The organism is Polaromonas aquatica, from assembly GCF_042659145.1.
Taxonomy (GTDB): domain Bacteria; phylum Pseudomonadota; class Gammaproteobacteria; order Burkholderiales; family Burkholderiaceae_C; genus Polaromonas; species Polaromonas aquatica.
The window spans coordinates 266,543-284,153 of sequence record NZ_JBHSRS010000018.1; the positions used below are offsets into that span (position 1 = coordinate 266,543).

16 protein-coding genes are annotated in these 17,611 nt (G+C 62.7%); 11 read left to right on the plus strand and 5 right to left on the minus strand.

Annotated features, from left to right (window positions below):
* Positions 1 to 28: 28 nt before the first annotated feature.
* From ACFQND_RS09705 to ACFQND_RS09720, 4 genes are all read right to left on the minus strand, one after another.
* Positions 29 to 967 (minus strand): fumarylacetoacetate hydrolase family protein, encoded by a 939-nt coding sequence (locus ACFQND_RS09705; RefSeq protein ID WP_371437125.1) that lies wholly within the window; start codon positions 965 to 967, stop codon positions 29 to 31.
* A 227-nt stretch (positions 968 to 1,194) separates the two neighbouring features.
* Entirely contained in the window at positions 1,195 to 1,881 is a 687-nt protein-coding gene (locus ACFQND_RS09710; RefSeq protein WP_371437126.1) for a GntR family transcriptional regulator, read from the minus strand.
* A 208-nt stretch (positions 1,882 to 2,089) separates the two neighbouring features.
* Entirely contained in the window at positions 2,090 to 2,596 is a 507-nt protein-coding gene (gene ssb, locus ACFQND_RS09715) for a single-stranded DNA-binding protein (RefSeq protein ID WP_371437127.1), read from the minus strand.
* A gap of 26 nt (positions 2,597 to 2,622) precedes the next feature.
* The gene (locus ACFQND_RS09720) at positions 2,623 to 3,852 is read right to left on the minus strand and encodes an MFS transporter (protein ID WP_371437128.1); all 1,230 of its coding nucleotides are present in this window, start codon (positions 3,850 to 3,852) and stop codon (positions 2,623 to 2,625) included.
* A gap of 289 nt (positions 3,853 to 4,141) precedes the next feature.
* On the opposite strand from ACFQND_RS09720, the gene uvrA reads away from it, so the two are divergent.
* Positions 4,142 to 7,141 carry an excinuclease ABC subunit UvrA gene (gene uvrA, locus ACFQND_RS09725; RefSeq protein WP_371437380.1) on the plus strand — a complete coding sequence of 1,000 codons (3,000 nt, stop codon included), beginning with the start codon at positions 4,142 to 4,144 and terminating at the stop codon, positions 7,139 to 7,141.
* Between the two features lie 48 nt (positions 7,142 to 7,189).
* Here uvrA and ACFQND_RS09730 read toward each other — a convergent pair whose 3' ends face one another.
* Positions 7,190 to 8,110, minus strand: a complete 921-nt coding sequence (locus tag ACFQND_RS09730; RefSeq protein WP_371437129.1) for a LysR family transcriptional regulator — start codon at positions 8,108 to 8,110, stop codon at positions 7,190 to 7,192.
* Between the two features lie 157 nt (positions 8,111 to 8,267).
* Here ACFQND_RS09730 and ACFQND_RS09735 point away from each other — a divergent pair, with 157 nt between their 5' ends.
* From ACFQND_RS09735 to ACFQND_RS09780, 10 genes are all read left to right on the plus strand, one after another.
* Positions 8,268 to 8,741, plus strand: a complete 474-nt coding sequence (locus tag ACFQND_RS09735) for a DUF3830 family protein (RefSeq protein ID WP_371437130.1) — start codon at positions 8,268 to 8,270, stop codon at positions 8,739 to 8,741.
* A 57-nt stretch (positions 8,742 to 8,798) separates the two neighbouring features.
* Positions 8,799 to 9,842 (plus strand): ABC transporter substrate-binding protein, encoded by a 1,044-nt coding sequence (locus ACFQND_RS09740; protein ID WP_371437131.1) that lies wholly within the window; start codon positions 8,799 to 8,801, stop codon positions 9,840 to 9,842.
* Positions 9,839 to 10,678 (plus strand): ABC transporter permease, encoded by an 840-nt coding sequence (locus tag ACFQND_RS09745; protein WP_371437132.1) that lies wholly within the window; start codon positions 9,839 to 9,841, stop codon positions 10,676 to 10,678. The genes ACFQND_RS09740 and ACFQND_RS09745 overlap by 4 nt, the downstream gene beginning before the upstream one ends.
* A complete protein-coding gene (locus ACFQND_RS09750) occupies positions 10,671 to 11,474 on the plus strand; it encodes an ABC transporter permease (protein ID WP_371437133.1) in 804 nt (267 codons plus the stop codon). The genes ACFQND_RS09745 and ACFQND_RS09750 overlap by 8 nt, the downstream gene beginning before the upstream one ends.
* 7 nt (positions 11,475 to 11,481) lie before the next feature.
* A complete protein-coding gene (locus ACFQND_RS09755) occupies positions 11,482 to 12,540 on the plus strand; it encodes an ABC transporter ATP-binding protein (RefSeq protein WP_371437134.1) in 1,059 nt (352 codons plus the stop codon).
* A gap of 14 nt (positions 12,541 to 12,554) precedes the next feature.
* Positions 12,555 to 13,988: an aminobutyraldehyde dehydrogenase gene (locus ACFQND_RS09760; protein WP_371437135.1), complete on the plus strand. Its 1,434-nt coding sequence runs from the start codon at positions 12,555 to 12,557 to the stop codon at positions 13,986 to 13,988.
* A gap of 17 nt (positions 13,989 to 14,005) precedes the next feature.
* Positions 14,006 to 14,791, plus strand: a complete 786-nt coding sequence (locus ACFQND_RS09765) for a gamma-glutamyl-gamma-aminobutyrate hydrolase family protein (RefSeq protein ID WP_371437136.1) — start codon at positions 14,006 to 14,008, stop codon at positions 14,789 to 14,791.
* Positions 14,792 to 14,825: 34 nt separating this feature from the next.
* Positions 14,826 to 16,118 (plus strand): 4-aminobutyrate--2-oxoglutarate transaminase, encoded by a 1,293-nt coding sequence (gene gabT / locus ACFQND_RS09770; protein WP_371437137.1) that lies wholly within the window; start codon positions 14,826 to 14,828, stop codon positions 16,116 to 16,118.
* Positions 16,119 to 16,236: 118 nt separating this feature from the next.
* Positions 16,237 to 16,686: an acyl-CoA thioesterase gene (locus ACFQND_RS09775; protein WP_371437138.1), complete on the plus strand. Its 450-nt coding sequence runs from the start codon at positions 16,237 to 16,239 to the stop codon at positions 16,684 to 16,686.
* A 10-nt stretch (positions 16,687 to 16,696) separates the two neighbouring features.
* Positions 16,697 to 17,608, plus strand: coding sequence for an EamA family transporter (locus tag ACFQND_RS09780; protein WP_371437139.1), 912 nt, complete (start codon positions 16,697 to 16,699; stop codon positions 17,606 to 17,608).
* The last annotated feature ends 3 nt before the right edge of the window (positions 17,609 to 17,611 follow it).

A 17,611-nucleotide genomic window follows, 5' to 3' on the forward strand; every position in this document is an offset into this window, starting at 1 on the left:
TGCGCGGAAATTGAACCGGTGCGGGCGCTTAGACGCGCTCTGCTTGCACCTGGTTCGAGAGGCTTCCAATGCCATGGATGCTGGCGACAACCCGGTCGCCGGCCTTGAGGTAAACACCCCGCCCCATGCCCACGCCGGTGGGCGTGCCGGTGGCGACCACGTCGCCCGGCTCCAGCGTGACGATGGTCGAGAGATAGGCGATTTGCTCGCGCAAGGTCCAGATCATGTTGGCCGTGCTGTCCTCCTGCATGGGCTCACCGTTCACATCCAGGCGCAACTGCACCGCCTGCGGATCGGGAATCTGCCAGGCCGGCACAAGCCAGGGGCCGATGGGCGCGAAGGTGTCATGGCATTTGCCCTGGAACCAGTCGTGCTTGAAGGGATAGTCGCTGCGGACATTGAGGTCGCGCGCAGAAATGTCGTTGACGATGGTGTAGCAGGCCACGGCATCCAGCGCATCGTCCACCGAAATGCGGCGGCAACGCTTGCCGATGACCGCGGCCAGCTCCACTTCCCAGTCCAGCTTGCTGGTCTCGGGCGGCATCTGGATGACCTCACCGTCTCCGATGACGGTGTTGGACAACTTCAAAAACATATACGGCTTGCTCTGCGATTTGGCCGCCAGCACCGTGCCCATTTCGTTGGCGTGCGAGGCGTAGTTGGACGCGGCGCAAAACATGCGCTGCGGCACATAAGGGGCAGCCACGCTGGAACGGCCGTTTTCCACCGGCTTGACGGCACCCGAAGCGGCCAGCGAGGCGGCCACCGGCGTAGCCGTCTTGAGCCATGCCTGGGCACGTCCCCAGTCCTTGAGCATGGCTTCAATCCCGCCCGCAGCCCATTCAGGCCGGACAGCTGGCAGACCTGCGGCCAAGGCAGCATCCAGGTCGTAGAGCTGGTTGTCAATCACCAGCGCGGTGGCAAGCCGGTCTGCCCGGCGATAGGTGGCAAGTGCGATCCAGGACATTTCCATGACTCCTATTTATTAATTGGGCAAAACTTGTGGTGCAAATTAATTTGCACTCACTATTCAATAATTGTGTGCAATTTTAAAATATAAAACTCAAGAAGATGGCAAGGGATTACCCTGAATGGCTGGAGAAAGGGAAATGGGCCGGTTCACGCGAAACCCGGCCAAGGGGATGGATGCGCCGTGCGCAAAAACCCCTCGCCTAGTTGGCCCGGTTCTGACTGCTAAGCCGCCGTGCCAGAAGCGGATCCCTGGGTATCCGCATCGAAATGCTGCAACACATTCATTGCCGAATTGGCCGCATGGTTGTGCATGGCCTGCGCAGCTGCAGCACCATCGTGCGCCAGTAGCGCTACAACCAGCGCATCATGCTCACCGTGGGAGTGCTGCATGCGGTTCTCGGACACAAAAAAGCCACGCGAGCGAAATGGCGCCAGCCGTTGCCGCAAGCTCAGCGCCAGCTCCTGAAGCGTCTTGTTTCGGGCACCCGCGTAGATGAGCGCATGAAACTCTTCATTAAGTGCGGCATATGCCTTGGCATCCCCCTCCGATACTGCATGAGAAGCCTGCCGGTGGACAAACTCGATACGCTTGCGCTCCGACGGCGCCGCCCGCAGCGCGCACAGCTTGGCACAAAGCGCCTCGATTTCACCGGATACCTCAAACAGTCCGTCCAGATCGGAAGACTTGACGGCGGCAACCGAAAACCCCCTGCGCGGGAGGTACTCAACCAGTTTGGTCGATGCCAGCTGGCGCAACGCGTCCCTTACCGGGCTGCGCGAAACGCCAAAGCGGGTAGCAATGGATTGCTCATCCATCCGCTCGCCCGGCTTCAGGCGGCGCAGCACAATTTCTTCGGCCAGACAATCCGAGATCGTTTGCGACAACGTCTTTCCGGCTTCGCTTTCCATTGCAATTCCCTCAAGGCATAAGCTATTGAGAGCATTCAACCCGCCCCAACAGCCTTAGATTGGCGTCGAATTGTCGACAAAAACAAATTATCCCATACGATTCAATCACTGATCGAGACCGCTGGTGCCACTGACAGGCAAAAAAAGAGCTCGTAGCCGTTATGGCTACGAACCCAGAGACTGACAAGCAGAAGCTGCTTTTTCGTATTTAAAAGGGAATATCGTCATCCATGTCGTCAAACCCGCTGGCGGCCTTGGCCGGGGCTGCGGGCGCCTGCCTTGGGGCGGCAGCAGGGGCGCGGGGCGCAGCAGCAGCGCGGCTTGGTGGGGCGTCGTAGCCACCGCCATCGTCACCACCGGAGCCACCACCGCCCATGCCCTGGCGGCTGCCCAGCATCTGCATGGAGTCGGCACGGATTTCGGTGCTGTATTTTTCAATGCCGTCCTTGTCGGTCCACTTGCGGGTGCGCAGGCTGCCCTCGACATAGACCTGCGAACCCTTGCGCAGGTACTGCCCGGCAATCTCGGCCAGGCGGCCGAAAAAGCTGACGCGGTGCCATTCGGTGATTTCCTTCATCTCGCCGCTGGCCTTGTCCTTGTAGCGGTCGGTCGTGGCGATGGTGACGTTGGCCACCTGGTCACCATTCGGGAATGACCGGGTTTCGGGGTCGCGGCCCAGATTGCCGACGATGATGACTTTGTTGACTGAGGCCATGACGTGTTCTCCTAATCTTTACAGCTTCACAGTTTAACTGTGTGTGCCCGGGCGGCACCATTCATCTCGGGACGGCTTTGCGCGGCATGCCGGCCCGGCGCCCTCATGGGCCAGGCGACCAGCAGCCACAAGAGCATCAGGCCGCCGCAGGTCATAAAGAGACCCTGCGCACCGTGCGTCTTGATGATCCAGCCTCCCGCCGCGCCGCCGGCAAAAAACCCCAGCGACTGCAGCGTGTTGTAGACCCCGAGTGCCGCGCCGCGGGCATGCGCCGGCGCCACGCGCGAAGCCAGGCTGGGCTGGGTGGCCTCCAGCACATTAAAGCCGCAAAAAAACAAAAACAGCAGCGCGCCCAGCAGTCCCAGGCTGGGCGAAGCCAGGCTGCTCGTCCACAGCAGGCCGAGCTGCACCAGGAAAATCATGCCAATGGCGCCCAGGAACACCGCACGCAGGTAACCGCGTTTTTCCAGCGGGAACAGCGTCATGCCCATCACCCCAAAGGACAGCAGCACGGCGGGCAGGTACACCTGCCAGTGCCGCGATTTGTCCAGCCCGGCCCCTACCAGCAAAGCGGGAATCGCCACCCACATGGCCAGTTGCACGGCATGCAGCATGAACACTCCGAAATCCAGCCTCAGCAGGGCGGGGTCCTTCAGCACCTCGGCCACGCTGCCACGCGGGCGGTCCTTGTGCACCAGCGGCTCGGGCGGCACCCAGTAAACAACGGCCGCGATGGCAGCCAGTGCCAGCGAACCAGTCAACGCAAACAGGCCGTGCAGGCCTATATATGCCGCCAGCATGGGCGCCAGCACAAGAGACAACGCGAACATCAGCGCAATGCTGCCGCCCACCAGCGCCATGGACTTGGTGCGCACCTCGTCACGGGTAAGGTCTGCCAGCATCGCCGTTACTGCGGCCGAAATAGCGCCCGCGCCCTGCAGCGAACGGCCGGCGACCAGCCAGTTCAGGTCGGGCGCCCAGGCGGCGACAAAACTGCCCAGCGCGAACATGAGCAGGCCGGCAATCATCACGCGCTTGCGGCCCCACCAGTCCGAGGCGATGCCAAAAGGGATTTGCAGGATGCCCTGGGTCAGGCCGTAAATACCCATCGCCAGGCCGACCCGGGCGGGATCATCGCCCCCTGGGTATTTCGCTGCTTCAAGCGCAAACACGGGCAACACCAGGAACAGCCCCAGCATGCGCAGGGCAAAAATCGAGGCCAGGGAAGCGCTGGCGCGCCGCTCGGTGGCGGTCATGGGGAACGACAGGGGGGCGGAAGGCGCAGTCAAGAGGTATGAAGGGCTAAAAGGGTCTAAAAATGGAGGCAGACCCGCCAACTTGGGGCAAAACCGGTCATCCGGGCGCTGCGCAAGCATCTATTGTGCTTGAAACGGTGCTTCGGTCTATGATGGAGAGTTTTGCGGCGCCTGTACTCCATTGAACTCTCCTGACGACAGCAAATACCTTGCCAACGAACGCAGCGACGAGCCGCCCCGGGCAGGTTCGGTCTATCCTTCCGATGGCAAGGGCAGCGACCTGCACGCCGTGAAAAGCGTGGGAGCCAAGCTGCTCGCAGCCCAGCGCATCAGCATACGCGGGGCACGCACGCACAACCTCAAGAATATCGACCTGGACATTCCGCGCAACCAGCTGGTCGTCATCACCGGCCTGAGCGGTTCGGGCAAGTCATCGCTGGCCTTTGACACCCTGTATGCCGAGGGGCAGCGCCGTTATGTCGAAAGCCTGTCCACCTATGCCCGGCAGTTCCTGCAGCTGATGGACAAACCCGATGTGGACGTGATCGAAGGCCTGTCGCCGGCGATCTCCATCGAGCAGAAAGCCACCAGCCACAACCCGCGTTCCACCGTCGGCACGGTCACCGAAATCCACGACTACCTGCGCCTCTTGTTTGCCCGCGCCGGCACGCCTTATTGCCCCGAGCATGATCTGCCGCTGCAGGCGCAAAGCGTCAGCGAAATGGTCGATGCCGTGCTGGCCCTGCCCGAAGACACCAGGCTGATGATTCTTGCCCCCGTCGCGCGTGACCGCAAGGGCGAGTTTGTCGATGTGTTTGCCGAGATGCAGGCCCAGGGTTATGTGCGTTTTCGTGTTGACGGCACAGCCTATGAGTTTGACGACCTGCCCAAGCTCAAGAAAACAGAGAAGCACAACATCGATGTGGTGATCGACCGCATCAAGGTGCGCGGCGACATGCAGCAGCGGCTGGCCGAAAGTTTTGAAGCCGCGCTGCGGCTGGCGGACAGCAAGGCCATTGCACTGGAGATGGATACCGGCAAGGAACACCTCTTCAGCGCCAAATTCTCCTGCCCGGTGTGCACCTACTCGCTCAGCGAGATGGAACCGCGCCTGTTTTCCTTCAACTCGCCAGTGGGCGCCTGCCCGAGCTGCGACGGCCTGGGCCACCGGGAGTTTTTTGACCCGGCGCGCGTCGTGGCCTTCCCGTCCCTGAGCCTGGCCAGCGGCGCCGTCAAGGGCTGGGACAGGCGCAATGGTTATTACTTCTCCATGCTCGAAAGCCTGGCCAAACACTACCAGTTTGATATCGACACGGCGTTTGAGAACCTGCCTGAAAACGTGCAGCAGGTGGTGCTGCACGGCTCGGGTGATGAAGAGATCAGGTTCAGCTACATCATGGAGTCCGGCAACTCCGCTGGCAAAAAGGTCAATAAAAAACACCCTTTCGAAGGCGTGATCACCAACTTTGAGCGCCGTTACCGCGAGACCGACTCCGCCGCCGTACGCGAGGAACTCGCCCGCTACCGCAGCGTGCAGCCCTGCCCCGACTGCGGCGGCACGCGGCTGCGCAAGGAAGCGCGGCATGTGTACCTGGTGAGTGCGCCCGGGGTAGACGGCAGCAGCGAGCGCAAGGCGATTTACGAAATCAGCCACATCACGCTGCGCGAAAGTTTTGCCTATTTCACGGCCTTGCAGATGCGCGGCGCCAAGGCCGAGATTGCCGACAAGGTGGTGCGTGAAATCGGCCTGCGCCTGAAATTCCTCAACGACGTGGGCCTGAATTACCTGAGCCTGGACCGCAGCGCCGAGACACTCTCCGGCGGCGAGTCGCAGCGCATCCGGCTCGCCTCCCAAATCGGCTCGGGCCTGACGGGTGTGATGTACGTGCTCGACGAACCCAGCATAGGCCTGCACCAGCGTGACAACGACAGGCTGATAGGCACGCTCAAGCATTTGCGCGACATCGGCAACAGCGTGCTGGTGGTCGAGCATGACGAAGACATGATCCGCGCCGCAGACCATGTGATCGACATGGGGCCGGGTGCCGGCATCCATGGCGGCCGCGTGATGGCGCAGGGCACCTTCGAAGAGGTCCGGGACAACCCCGATTCGCTGACAGGGAAATACCTGGCGCAGACCCTGAAGATTGCCGTGCCCAAACACCGCACGCCCTGGCTGCCAACCGTGAAGGCCATGGAAAGCACCGAGAAAAAAAAGGTTTCGCGCTTTCCGCAAAGCCCGGCCGCCGAGCGCCGCGCCGCGCGCGAAGCGGTGCACCAGGCGACGCTGGGCGACATGCAGGCTCTGCGCGTCATCAATGCCACCGGCCACAACCTCAAGGGTGTGAGCGTGGAGTTTCCGGTGGGCCTGCTGACCTGCGTGACCGGCGTTTCGGGTTCGGGCAAATCCACGCTGGTCAACGACACCTTGTACGCTGCCGTGGCACGCACGATCTACCGCGCGCATGAAGAGCCCGCAGCGCATGAAAGCATTGAAGGCATAGAGCACTTCGACAAGGTCATCAACGTGGACCAGTCACCGATTGGCCGCACGCCGCGCAGCAACCCGGCCACCTACACCGGCCTGTTCACGCCTATCCGCGAACTGCTGGCAGAGATGAACACCGCGCGTGAACGCGGTTACGGCGCGGGGCGCTTCAGCTTTAACGTGGCCGGCGGCCGCTGCGAAGCCTGCCAGGGCGACGGCGTGGTGAAGGTTGAAATGCACTTCCTGCCCGACGTGTATGTGCCTTGCGACGTCTGCAAGGGCATGCGCTACAACCGCGAAACCCTGGAAGTGCAGTACAAGGGCAAAAACATCGCACAAATCCTCGACCTCACGGTTGAAGCGGCAGCCGAGTTTTTCAAGGCCGTGCCCAACATTGCGCGCAAGCTGCACACCTTGCTGGATGTGGGCCTGAGTTACATCAAGCTGGGCCAGGCGGCCACCACGCTGTCGGGCGGTGAGGCGCAGCGTGTCAAGCTCGCACTCGAACTGTCCAAACGCGATACAGGCCGCACGCTCTACATCCTTGACGAGCCGACCACCGGCCTGCACTTTGCCGACATCGACCTGCTGCTCAAGGTGCTGCACCAGCTGCGCGATGCGGGCAACACGATTGTGGTGATCGAGCACAACCTCGACGTCATCAAGACCGCCGACTGGCTGATAGACATGGGGCCCGAGGGCGGCGCAGGTGGTGGCACGGTGGTGGGCGTGGGCACGCCGGAGGCCATTGCGGCCAATCCGGACAGCCACACCGGGCGTTACCTGCAACGGCTGCTATAGCTCACGGGTAGATCGCGGCCCATGCGGGGCTCGTAAACAGGCCGGTTCTCAAGCCAGCCAGGCCGTGGAAGGATTCACGCGGCCGCAAAATTTGCGGGCACTTTCCTGCGCCTGGGAAACCACCCGCAGGATGATCTCCTGCTCTGTCGAGGACTGGTAGGTCGCGATGATGGGCAGGGGTGGAAACCGTTTTGCCACCTGCATCGGGTTGAGCAGCCCGGAGCCCAGTTCGCGCTCGATCACCACACTTGGAATCGCGGCAACACCGAGCCCGTCCATGCACATCTTGATGATCGCAAACAGCGAATTGGAACTGGTGAGTTTGGATGCCAGCACCTGTTCGTCCTGGAAATACGGCGCAATCTGCCGGTAGGGCGGCGTGTTCTTTGGAAAGGTGATGATGGGCATGTTTGCCAGCTCGTCCACGCTGTGGATGCGGTCCGGGTCCACTATCTTTGGCGAAGCCGCCCAGATCATTTGCCAGACGCAACTGACAAAGCTTCGGAACCCGTCACCTATAGCCGGGTCCACCGCGAATATCAGGTCGAACTCACCCTTGTTCATTCCGTAGATCAGGCGCTTGGTGCTCTCGACCGTCAGCTCCACCTTGAGATTGGGCATGCGCAGGTGCAATGACTCGACCATGTCCGGCATCCAGGTTGCGATCACGGAGTCTATGGCGCCTATGCGCACAACCACGTTCGCCTCATGCTGCGGGTTTTTAAGGCTGGCCTTCAGCAGGTCCATGCTGCGCAGGACGCCCTGAAAAGCGACCAGGACCTGCTCCCCTTCGGGTGTGAGGCGGAACTCGCTGCCGGCCCTGTGGATGAGGCGGCAGCCCAGCTCGGCCTCCATGGCGGCAAGGCGGGATGACACGGCCGGTTGGGTCGTGTTCATTTCTTCCGCAGTCCGGCCGAAATGCCGGTTCCGCACAAGAACGGCAAACGTGGTCATATCCAAAAGCCGCATTGACGTTCTCGTGCAGGGGTGATTCAGGAAGCTGGACAGCTGTTTGTGTCAGGCCATAGAGCAATAAATATATTTTATCGCCGATATGCAGATTGAAAATTGCATGAGAATTTGGAGTCTATAAACTGACTGCAGTTACAACCCGCCTGACCTTAACATGACCGATAAAAAGCTGTATTTGAAGTTTGTAGACGCCAACGTGCAGGGCACCATCACGATGTACTGGGACGCTGCACCCGAGACCTGTGCCGCCTTGTGGGGCGCGCTTGAAAAGCCCATCCAGTGGCCTGCATCGCACGCCATGTTCTCCGGCCCCGAAATCATGATGGGCCTGCCGGAAGAAGCGCGAAACTTCGACCCCAAGGCCTTGCCCCCTGAAAACCAGACGGTTATCCCGGAAGTCGGCGAGCTCCTCTGGTTTTACCAGCCCAAGAACTTCTTCAAGATAGACCCCAGCGAATTCTGGGAAATCGGCCTGTTCTACGGCGTCGGCGGCCGCACCTTCGGCCCCACCGGCTGGATTCCGTGCACCTACTTCGGACGCATGACCGAAGGCCTCGACGCCGTGGCCGAACAATGCCGCCTGATCCGCAAGGAAGGCGTCAAAACCGTGGAAATCGGTCGCCTCTAATCTTTACCCGGCCGGTTACCCGGCCACCCCACCCACGCAATGAGAAGGAAATAAATCATGAAGCGCCATCTGAATCCAGTGAGTTTCGCCGCAGTTGCACTGTGTCTTGCAGCAGGACATGCCGCAGCACAGGACAACACGTTGAGGATCAATTCATTCGGTGGCGCCTATGAGACGGCGCACCGCAAGTGCGTCATCACGCCCTTCGAAAAAGAAACCGGCGCCCATGTGCAGGTGGTCACCGCCTACTCGGCAGATGCCTTCGCCCAACTCCGCGCCCAGAAAAACGCGCCGCAATTCGACGTCATCAACTTCTCGGGCGGCCAGGAAATCGTTGCCGCTGCGGAAGGCCTGCTGTCGCCGGTCGACCCCAAAAAGCTGGTCAACGCGGCTGATCTTTATGATTTCGCCAAGGCCGGCCTGGCCAAGGGTGAAGGGCCCGCCTATTCTGTTGCGGCCATTGGCATGATCTACAACCAGAACAGCATGCGCACACCGCCTGCGAGCTGGAAAGAGCTGATGAACCCCAAGCTCACCCCGCACCTGGTCCTGACCGACATCTCCAACGGCTACGGCATGCTGGGCTTCCTCATGCTGAACAAGGTAGAAGGCGGCGACCTCAGCAACATCCAGCCCGGCCTGAATGCCGTCAAGAAACTGCTGGACGGCGGCGCGACCATCGTGTCCACCTCGCCGGAAATCCAGCAGGAGTTTGCACAGAACGCCGCCTGGCTTGCAGCCTACGCATCGGACTATGCCTATACCCTGACCAAGGCCAACCTGCCGGTCAAGTTCACCCAGGGCGCCGAGGGAACGCCGGCAAGCTACATCACGACCAACCTCGTCGCCAAGCGCCCCAACCAGGCCCTGGCACTCAAGTTCATCGACATGTCGCTGTCGAAAAATGCCCAGCAATGCTTTGCCACCGAACTGCGTTACTCGCCCACCAATGCCAAGGCCGTCCTGCCTGCTGACGTGGCTGCCGGCGTGGCCTATGGCGCCAGCGGCGTGAAGGGCCTGCTGCGTTTTGACGCACCGACCATAGAGGCCAACCGCTCGGCCTGGGTGGAAAAGTGGAACAAGACCATCGCTAAAAAATGAGTGTGAAATGGGCCATGGGCGACCGGACTGAGAATGCATTGCTCGCTCTCCCGGGCCTTCTTTTTCTTGCACTCGCGTTCTTCCTGCCCATAGGGCAGATCTTGATGCTCAGCGTATCCGGCCCGCACGGGCCGACGCTGGATCACTTCGCGCGCTTCCTCGGCGATCCGTTTTATCTCGGCGTGTTGTGGCGGACGGTGCGCCTGTCGCTGATCATCACCGTGATCTGCGCGCTGATCGGGTTTCCCTTTGCCTACATCATGGCCCGCGTCGGCCCCCGGCTGCGCCTGTGGATGGTGATCGTGGTGATCCTGCCCCTGATGACAAGCGTGGTGATACGCACCTTCGGCTGGATGGTTTTGCTCAGCCGCAGCGGGATGGTGCCGCAGATCCTGCGCGATCTCGGCCTCGCCGAGCGCAATTTTTCCCTGATGCAGACCGAAACAGCCATCGTCATCGGGATGGTGCAGGTTTTATTGCCCTTCATGACCTTGTCCATTCTCGGCGTCATCAGCCGCCTCGATACCCGCCTTGAAGAAGCCGTGCGAACCATGGGCTGCAGCTTCCTGGGCGCCATACGCACGGTCGTCCTGCCGCTGGCCATGCCCGGCGTCGTGGCCGGCTCGCTGCTGGTTTTCACCTTGTCGGCAAGCTCCTTCGTCACCCCCAACCTTCTGGGCGGCACGCGTATCCAGGTGCTGGCGGCTTCCATCTACAAATCAGTCACCCAGACGCTGGACTGGCCTTTTGCGGCCGCGCAGTCCGTGATCCTCTTTGTGGGCGTGCTTCTGGTGCTGGTGCCCTACGCCAAAATGACAGCGCGCAGCCATGGTTAAAGCTATTCCAGCGCCTTTGCGCATACTCGCCATGGTGTTCGTGCTGCTCACGGTGGTGGTGCTGCTCGCCCCGCTGATCGTGGTGGTCGGCGTCTCGTTTTCCGAGAGCCAGTTCATTGCCTTCCCGCCCGCCGGCCTGAGCCTGCACTGGTACCAGGAAGTCTGGGAGTCCGGCACCTACCTGCCCGCCGCCGTGACCAGCCTGAAAGTCGCGGTGCTGGTAACGCTGACTGCCACGGCCATGGGCGGCGCGGCCGCCATCGCGCTGTACCGCCGGCAACTGCCTTTTTCCGACCTGCTGTCAACCTTCTTTCTGTCGCCGCTGGTGCTGCCCACCATCATCTACGCCATCGGCTCGCTGATGTTGTGGAGTTCCCTGTTCGGCCAGATCTCCGCGGCCACGCTGTGGATAGGGCACACCGTCATCGCCATGCCTTACGTCATACGCACCACACTGGCCGTGCTGTCCGAGTCCGACCCTTTCCTGGACTCGGCCGCGCGCACCATGGGTGCCAGCCGCCTGCAGCGCCTGTGGTTTGTCGTGATCCCGCAGTGCCTGCCCGGGCTGGGCGCGGGCGCGTTCTTCGCTTTCAACATTTCCTTCGACGAGGCCGTCCTGTCCCTCTTTCTCCGCAAGCCGGACATGATGACCCTCCCCGTCAAAATCTACGGCCAGTTGGAGTTCAGCCCGGACCCCTCGGTTGCAGCCGTTTCCACCATCATGATCGCCCTCACCATTCTGATGATCCTTGTGATCGACAGGATGCTGGGCCTTCAGCGCTTCGCCAGGAACTGACACTTATATGGCCACCGTCCGCCTCCAAGCCATCAAAAAATCCTTCGGTCCCGTGGACGTCATTCATGGCGTCTCGCTGGACATCGCCTCCGGCGAATTCGTCAGCCTGCTGGGTGCCTCCGGCTGCGGCAAGACCACCCTGCTGCGGATTGTTGCCGGGCTTGAAAGCGTCACCTCGGGGCAGGTTGAAATCGACGGCCGCGTCGTGACCGGCCTGCCGCCCGAGCAGCGCGACATCGCCATGATGTTCCAGTCCTACGCCCTGCTGCCGCACCTGACGGTCGCGGAGAACGTCCGCTTTCCGCTGCGCATGCGCCGCATCGGGTCGCGCGACGAGCAGCATGAACGGGTCAAGGCCGCGCTTGAGACCGTGCAGCTCGGCAAGATGGCAGAGCGCCGCCCCAGTCAGCTGTCCGGCGGGCAGCAGCAGCGCGTGGCACTCGCCAGGGCCATCGTGTCGCGCCCGAAAGTCCTTCTGCTCGACGAGCCCCTGTCCAACCTGGATGCGCGCCTGCGTGAAGACATGCAGATCGAGCTGATCGAGATCCACAAGCGGCTGGGCCTGACCACGCTGTTCGTCACCCACGACCAGGAAGAAGCGCTCAGCCTGTCCAACCGCATCATCCTGCTGAACGCCGGCCGCATCGAGCAGCAAGGCGACCCGGCAGCCATCTACGCGCAACCGGACACGGCATTTGCCTCCAGCTTCCTCGGCTCGTCCAACCTGCTGCCCGTGACCATTGAACAGGCCAACGGAAACGCCGTGGCCGTGCTGTCCGACGGCCAGCGCCTCAGCCTGCCAACGGCCGAGGCCAGCGGCCCCGCCACCCTGAGCCTGCGCCAGGAAGACGTGACCCTGGGCGCGGCCAGCCCTGATGCGCTGCAAGGCAGCATACGCACCCGTATCTACCTGGGCGCGCGTAACCGATACGTCGTCCGCATCGCCGGCATGGAGATGAAGGTGCTCACCGCCAACGACCATGTTTTCCAGGACGGAGACACCGTCTCGCTGTCCATCCATCCGCAGCGTGTCCGCGTGATCCGCTCCAACCCGCAAGTCCAGTGAACCGAGACCCCGTCATGAGCAATTTTGGAACCCTTCTTTTCATCAACGGCAAATTTGTCGCCGGCGAAGGGGCTGTAGAAAAAGCATACGAGCCGGCCTGCGGAACCGTGATGGCCGAGGTCCGCTCGGCCAGCGCCGCGCAGATCGACCAGGCCGTGGGCGCTGCCCAGGCGGCGTTCAAGGGCTGGGCCAAAACCAGCCCCAAGGAACGCAGCATGGCGCTGCTGGCCATCGCTGAAGAAATCGAGGCCAGGATTCCCGCGCTGGCCGCCATCGAGTCCCGCAACGCCGGCAAGCCACTGCGTTATGTGCAGGGCGGCGAACTGGCCAACGTGGTGGATGTCTTCCGCTTTTACGCCTCCGCCGTGCGCAACGTACCGGGTGCCGTCGCCGCGAACTACCGCTCGCCCTCGCTGACGAGCATGGTGCGGCGCGATCCGATAGGCGTCATCGCCCAGATCGCACCCTGGAACTACCCGCTGCTGATGGCCGCCTGGAAAATCGCGCCCGCCATTGCCGCCGGCAACACCCTGGTCATCAAGCCCTCGGAGAACACGCCGCTCAGCCTGCTGGCGCTGGCCGAGGTGTTTGCCGAAGTGCTGCCCCCCGGCGTGGTCAACGTGGTTTGCGGCAACGGCGCAGACGTGGGCCAGCCGCTGATCTCGCACGACCTGGTCCGCATGATTTCGCTGACCGGCGACGTGAGCACCGGGCGCGCCGTCCTCAGGGCCGCCGCCGGTGAAACCATCAAGCGCACCCACCTGGAGCTGGGCGGCAAGGCGCCCGTGATCGTGTGCGCCGATGCCGACCTGGATGCGCTGGTGGCTACCCTGCGCGAAGCCAGCTTCTACAACGCGGGGCAGGACTGCACGGCAGCCTGCCGCATCTTCGCCGACGCATCGGTGTCGCAAAAACTGACGGACAAGCTGCAGGCCATGGTCGGCAGCCTGGTCTGGGGCGCTCCCGAGCGCGGCGATGTGGAGTTCGGCCCGGTGATCACCGAAAGGCAGCGCGACCGCGTGGCCGGCTATGTCGAACGTGCACGCAAGGAGGGCGCCGACGTGGTGGCCGGCGGCTACGCTCCCGAGGGCGCGGGCTACTACTACGCTCCCACGCTGATTGCCGCGCCTATCCAGGCCGAGATCGTCCAGAAGGAAGTCTTCGGCCCCGTGCTCAGCATCACCCCGTTTGACCGCGTTGAAACCGCGGTGCAATGGGCGAACGCTTCCGAGTACGGGCTGGCATCCTCGGTCTGGTCGGGTAGCAGCCAGCGCGCAATGCAGATCGCCAACGAGCTGGAATACGGCGTGACCTGGATCAACACGCACGGCGCGATGGCCACCGAGATGCCGCACGGCGGCATGAAGAACTCCGGCTATGGCTCGGACCTCTCCATGCAGTCCCTGCTGGACTACACGCAGGTCCGCCACCTCATGATGGCTTCCTGAACGGGGGGTATTTCCTCATGTCCAGCCTTCCCGTCATCGGCATCACCGCCGACCGCTCGATGATGGGCGCGCATGCGTCGCACACCGTCGCTGAAAAATACATCACGGCGGCCATGGGCGGCTCGCAGGCGTTTGCCGTGCTGCTGCCGGCCCTGGGCGGCGGGCGGCAGAGCATCACCAGCACCCTGTCGCTGGTGGACGGCCTGCTTTTCACAGGCAGCTATTCCAATGTGGAACCGGCCCGCTACGGCGGGCCGCCCAGCGCCCCGGGCACGTTGCATGACCCGGCCCGCGACGCCACAACGCTGCCGCTCATGCGCGCCGCCATTGAAGCGGGCGTGCCGGTGCTGGCCATATGCCGCGGCTTCCAGGAAATGAACGTGGCCTTCGGCGGAAGCCTGCACCAAAGCGTCCACACAACAGGCTCATTCGCCGACCACCGCGAGAACAAGGACAACCCGCTTGACGTGCAGTACGCACACGCCCATGCGGTCCGGCTGGTCCCCGGCGGAAAGCTTCAGCAGCTCTTGCAGGCCGGCCAGGCCATGGTGAACTCCCTGCATGGCCAGGGCGTGGACCGGATCGGCGACGGCCTGGTGGTCGAGGCACTGGCGCCCGATGGCCTGGTGGAAGCCCTCAGCGTGGCCGGCTCGCCGGCCTTTGCCTTGGGCGTGCAGTGGCATCCCGAATGGAAGTACGCGCAGGACAAGCTTTCGACCGCGCTGTTCCAGGCATTTGGCGATGCATGCCGCCAGCGCATGCTTGCCAGGGCCGGCCAACAGGCGTTCGATCCGATCGACTGATTTTTCTTTTCATACCTCCTGGGTGAGCATCAACATGACTTCTTCAAACAACGCCGGACTTCAGGTCCGGAAAAATGCAGCCACGCCCCGCGGCGTGGGCGTGATGTGCGACTTTTACGCGGCGCGCGCAGAAAACTCCGAACTGTGGGACGTGGAGGGCCGCCGCTTTATCGACTTTGCCGCCGGCATCGCCGTTTGCAACACGGGCCACCGCCATCCAAAGATCGTCGAAGCCATACGCACGCAACTGGACCAGTTCATGCACACGGCTTACCAGATCGTGCCCTACGAGTCGTATGTGGCGCTGGCTGAAAAAATAGTGGCCTGCTCGCCCGGCAACCACCCCAAGAAAGCCGCCTTCTTCACGACCGGTGCGGAAGCAGTCGAAAACGCAGTCAAGATCGCCCGCGCCGCAACGGGCCGTCCGGGCGTGATCGCCTTCACCGGAGGCTTTCACGGCCGTACCCTGATGGGCATGGCGCTGACGGGCAAGGTGGCGCCTTACAAGATCGGCTTCGGTCCTTTCCCCTCGGACGTGTTCCACGCACCCTTTCCCAACCCGCTGCACGGCGTGACCACCCGGGATGCGCTGCGCGCCATCGAGAACCTGTTCAAGTCAGACATCGAGGCTGCGCGCGTGGCCGCGATCATCTTCGAACCGGTCCAGGGCGAGGGCGGTTTTTACCAGGCGCCGCCGGACTTCGTGCGGGCACTGCGCAAGCTCTGCGACGAGCACGGCATTGTGCTGATTGCCGATGAAGTGCAAACCGGTTTCGCGCGCACCGGCAAGCTGTTTGCAATGCAGCACTACGACGTGCTGCCCGACCTGACGACCATCGCCAAGAGCCTGGCCGGCGGCATGCCGCTGTCCGGCGTGGTCGGCCGCGCGGAGTTGATGGATGCCGCAGCACCAGGCGGCCTGGGCGGAACCTACGCGGGCAATCCGCTGGCGGTGGCGTCGGCGCATGCCGTGCTGGACATCATTGAAGACGAAAAACTGTGCGACCGCGCCGTCATGCTCGGCAACAGGCTGAAGGCCAGGCTCGAAGCCCTGAAGTCCCGGGTGCCGCACATCGCGGAAGTCCGCGGCCCGGGCGGCATGGTTGCGGTGGAATTCTGCAAGCCCGGCACAACGACCGGCGACGGCGAGTTCGCAAAGGCGGTGCAAAAGCGCGCGCTGGAGCGCGGCCTGCTGCTGCTGATCTGCGGGGTGTACGGCAATGTCATCCGCTTCCTGTTCCCGCTCACTATCCAGGAAACCGTGTTCGACGAGGCGCTGGCCATTGTCGAAGACGCGCTGCTGGAAACGGCCGGCGCCTCAAAATAAGGGCGTTTCATCGCCCTGGCCAAGGTGAAATGCGCGCAACGTGCTATTAAAGCGATAGCGCGGCTTTCAACGGGATAATCCGGTCATCACGCTGCGCATGCAGCCCACCAGGATTTTCATGTCGTCCATCACCCTGCGCTTTCTTGCCGAACCCAGCACCGTCAACTTCGGCGGGAAGGTGCATGGCGGCACCGTCATGAAATGGATTGACGAGGCCGGTTATGCCTGCGCCACGCGCTGGGCCAAACGCTACTGCGTCACGGTGTCGGTCGGCAGCATCCGGTTTGGACGCCCCATCATGATTGGCGACCTGGTCGAGGTCGAGGCACGCCTGGCCTACACCGGCAAGACCAGCATGAACATCTCGGTCGAGGTCCGTGCCGGCGACATGAAAACCGGCCAAATGCAGGTCATCACCGAATGCCTGGTGGTGTTTGTCGCAGTGGACCCCGAGGGCAAAACCATTCCGGTACAGGCCTGGCTGCCCGAAACACCGGGCGACATCGCCCTGGCGCAGCGGGTCAAGGCGCACCTGGATGCCGCCCGCGCCATGCAGCCGGCGGTTTGACGTTACCCACATGAAAAACAATGCCCTGACTGGCCGGGACCTGGCGGCTGCCCTGGCGGTGGTGCTGATATGGGGCGTGAATTTTGTGATCACAAAACTCGCGCTGCGCGATTTCACCGCCTTCCAGCTCGGCGCCATCCGTTTCACGTTTGCCGCGCTGCCGCTGGCCCTGTTTTTCAAGCCACCGCGCATCCACTGGAAATGGGTCGTGCTGTACGGCGTTTTCCAGGGCGTCGGGCAGTTTGGCCTGATGTTCCTGTCGCTCAAGGTCGGCATGACGGCGGCGCTGGCTTCCGTGATGCTGCAGACGCAGGTCTTTTTCACGGCGCTGTTTGGTTTTGTGCTGCTGCGCGAGCGCGCCGGCCGCCCCCTGCAGGCCGGCATGGTGCTGGCGGCGCTGGGCCTGTGCTGTTTTGCGCTGAATTACGTGAATCCCGGCGCAGCCGGGCCAGGCGCCACCACGGTGCTGGGTTTTTTGCTGATCCTCTGCGCGGCCGCCATGTGGGCCGCGTCCAACATCGTCGCGCGGCGCGTGCAGCAGATCCATGCCGACTATTCACCTGTCGCCTTTGTGGTGTGGAGCAGCGCCGTCGCCATCCTGCCCTTTGTCCTGCTGTCCTGGCTGTTTGACCCGGAGGCCGTGCGCTGGCGCTGGCTGGACGCGCACTGGACCAGCTGGGTGGAGGTCGGCTACCTGGCCTGGATGGCCACCATCGTCGGCTACAGCCTGTGGACCTGGCTGCTCAAGCGCCACCCGGCCAACCGCGTTGCGCCTTTCGGCCTGGGCGTGCCGGTGGTAGGCCTGGCGACCGGCATGATCGTACTCGGCGAAACCATCATGCCCTGGCAGTGGGCGGGCATTGCGCTGGTGGTGGCCGCGCTGGCCTGTGTGATGCTGGGCGGGCTGGTCAGGCGCCGCTAGCAG

Bases quoted from the DNA above. Each gene is read 5' to 3' on its own strand.
- ACFQND_RS09705 (WP_371437125.1), bottom strand. From the start codon at position 967: ATGTCCTGGATCGCACTTGCCACCTATCGCCGGGCAGACCGGCTTGCC.
- ACFQND_RS09710 (WP_371437126.1), bottom strand. From the start codon at position 1,881: ATGGAAAGCGAAGCCGGAAAGACGTTGTCGCAAACGATCTCGGATTGT.
- ssb (WP_371437127.1), bottom strand. From the start codon at position 2,596: ATGGCCTCAGTCAACAAAGTCATCATCGTCGGCAATCTGGGCCGCGAC.
- ACFQND_RS09720 (WP_371437128.1), bottom strand. From the start codon at position 3,852: ATGACCGCCACCGAGCGGCGCGCCAGCGCTTCCCTGGCCTCGATTTTT.
- ACFQND_RS09730 (WP_371437129.1), bottom strand. From the start codon at position 8,110: ATGCGGCTTTTGGATATGACCACGTTTGCCGTTCTTGTGCGGAACCGG.
- ACFQND_RS09735 (WP_371437130.1), top strand. From the start codon at position 8,268: ATGACCGATAAAAAGCTGTATTTGAAGTTTGTAGACGCCAACGTGCAG.
- ACFQND_RS09740 (WP_371437131.1), top strand. From the start codon at position 8,799: ATGAAGCGCCATCTGAATCCAGTGAGTTTCGCCGCAGTTGCACTGTGT.
- ACFQND_RS09745 (WP_371437132.1), top strand. From the start codon at position 9,839: ATGAGTGTGAAATGGGCCATGGGCGACCGGACTGAGAATGCATTGCTC.
- ACFQND_RS09750 (WP_371437133.1), top strand. From the start codon at position 10,671: ATGGTTAAAGCTATTCCAGCGCCTTTGCGCATACTCGCCATGGTGTTC.
- ACFQND_RS09755 (WP_371437134.1), top strand. From the start codon at position 11,482: ATGGCCACCGTCCGCCTCCAAGCCATCAAAAAATCCTTCGGTCCCGTG.
- ACFQND_RS09760 (WP_371437135.1), top strand. From the start codon at position 12,555: ATGAGCAATTTTGGAACCCTTCTTTTCATCAACGGCAAATTTGTCGCC.
- ACFQND_RS09765 (WP_371437136.1), top strand. From the start codon at position 14,006: ATGTCCAGCCTTCCCGTCATCGGCATCACCGCCGACCGCTCGATGATG.
- gabT (WP_371437137.1), top strand. From the start codon at position 14,826: ATGACTTCTTCAAACAACGCCGGACTTCAGGTCCGGAAAAATGCAGCC.
- ACFQND_RS09775 (WP_371437138.1), top strand. From the start codon at position 16,237: ATGTCGTCCATCACCCTGCGCTTTCTTGCCGAACCCAGCACCGTCAAC.
- ACFQND_RS09780 (WP_371437139.1), top strand. From the start codon at position 16,697: ATGAAAAACAATGCCCTGACTGGCCGGGACCTGGCGGCTGCCCTGGCG.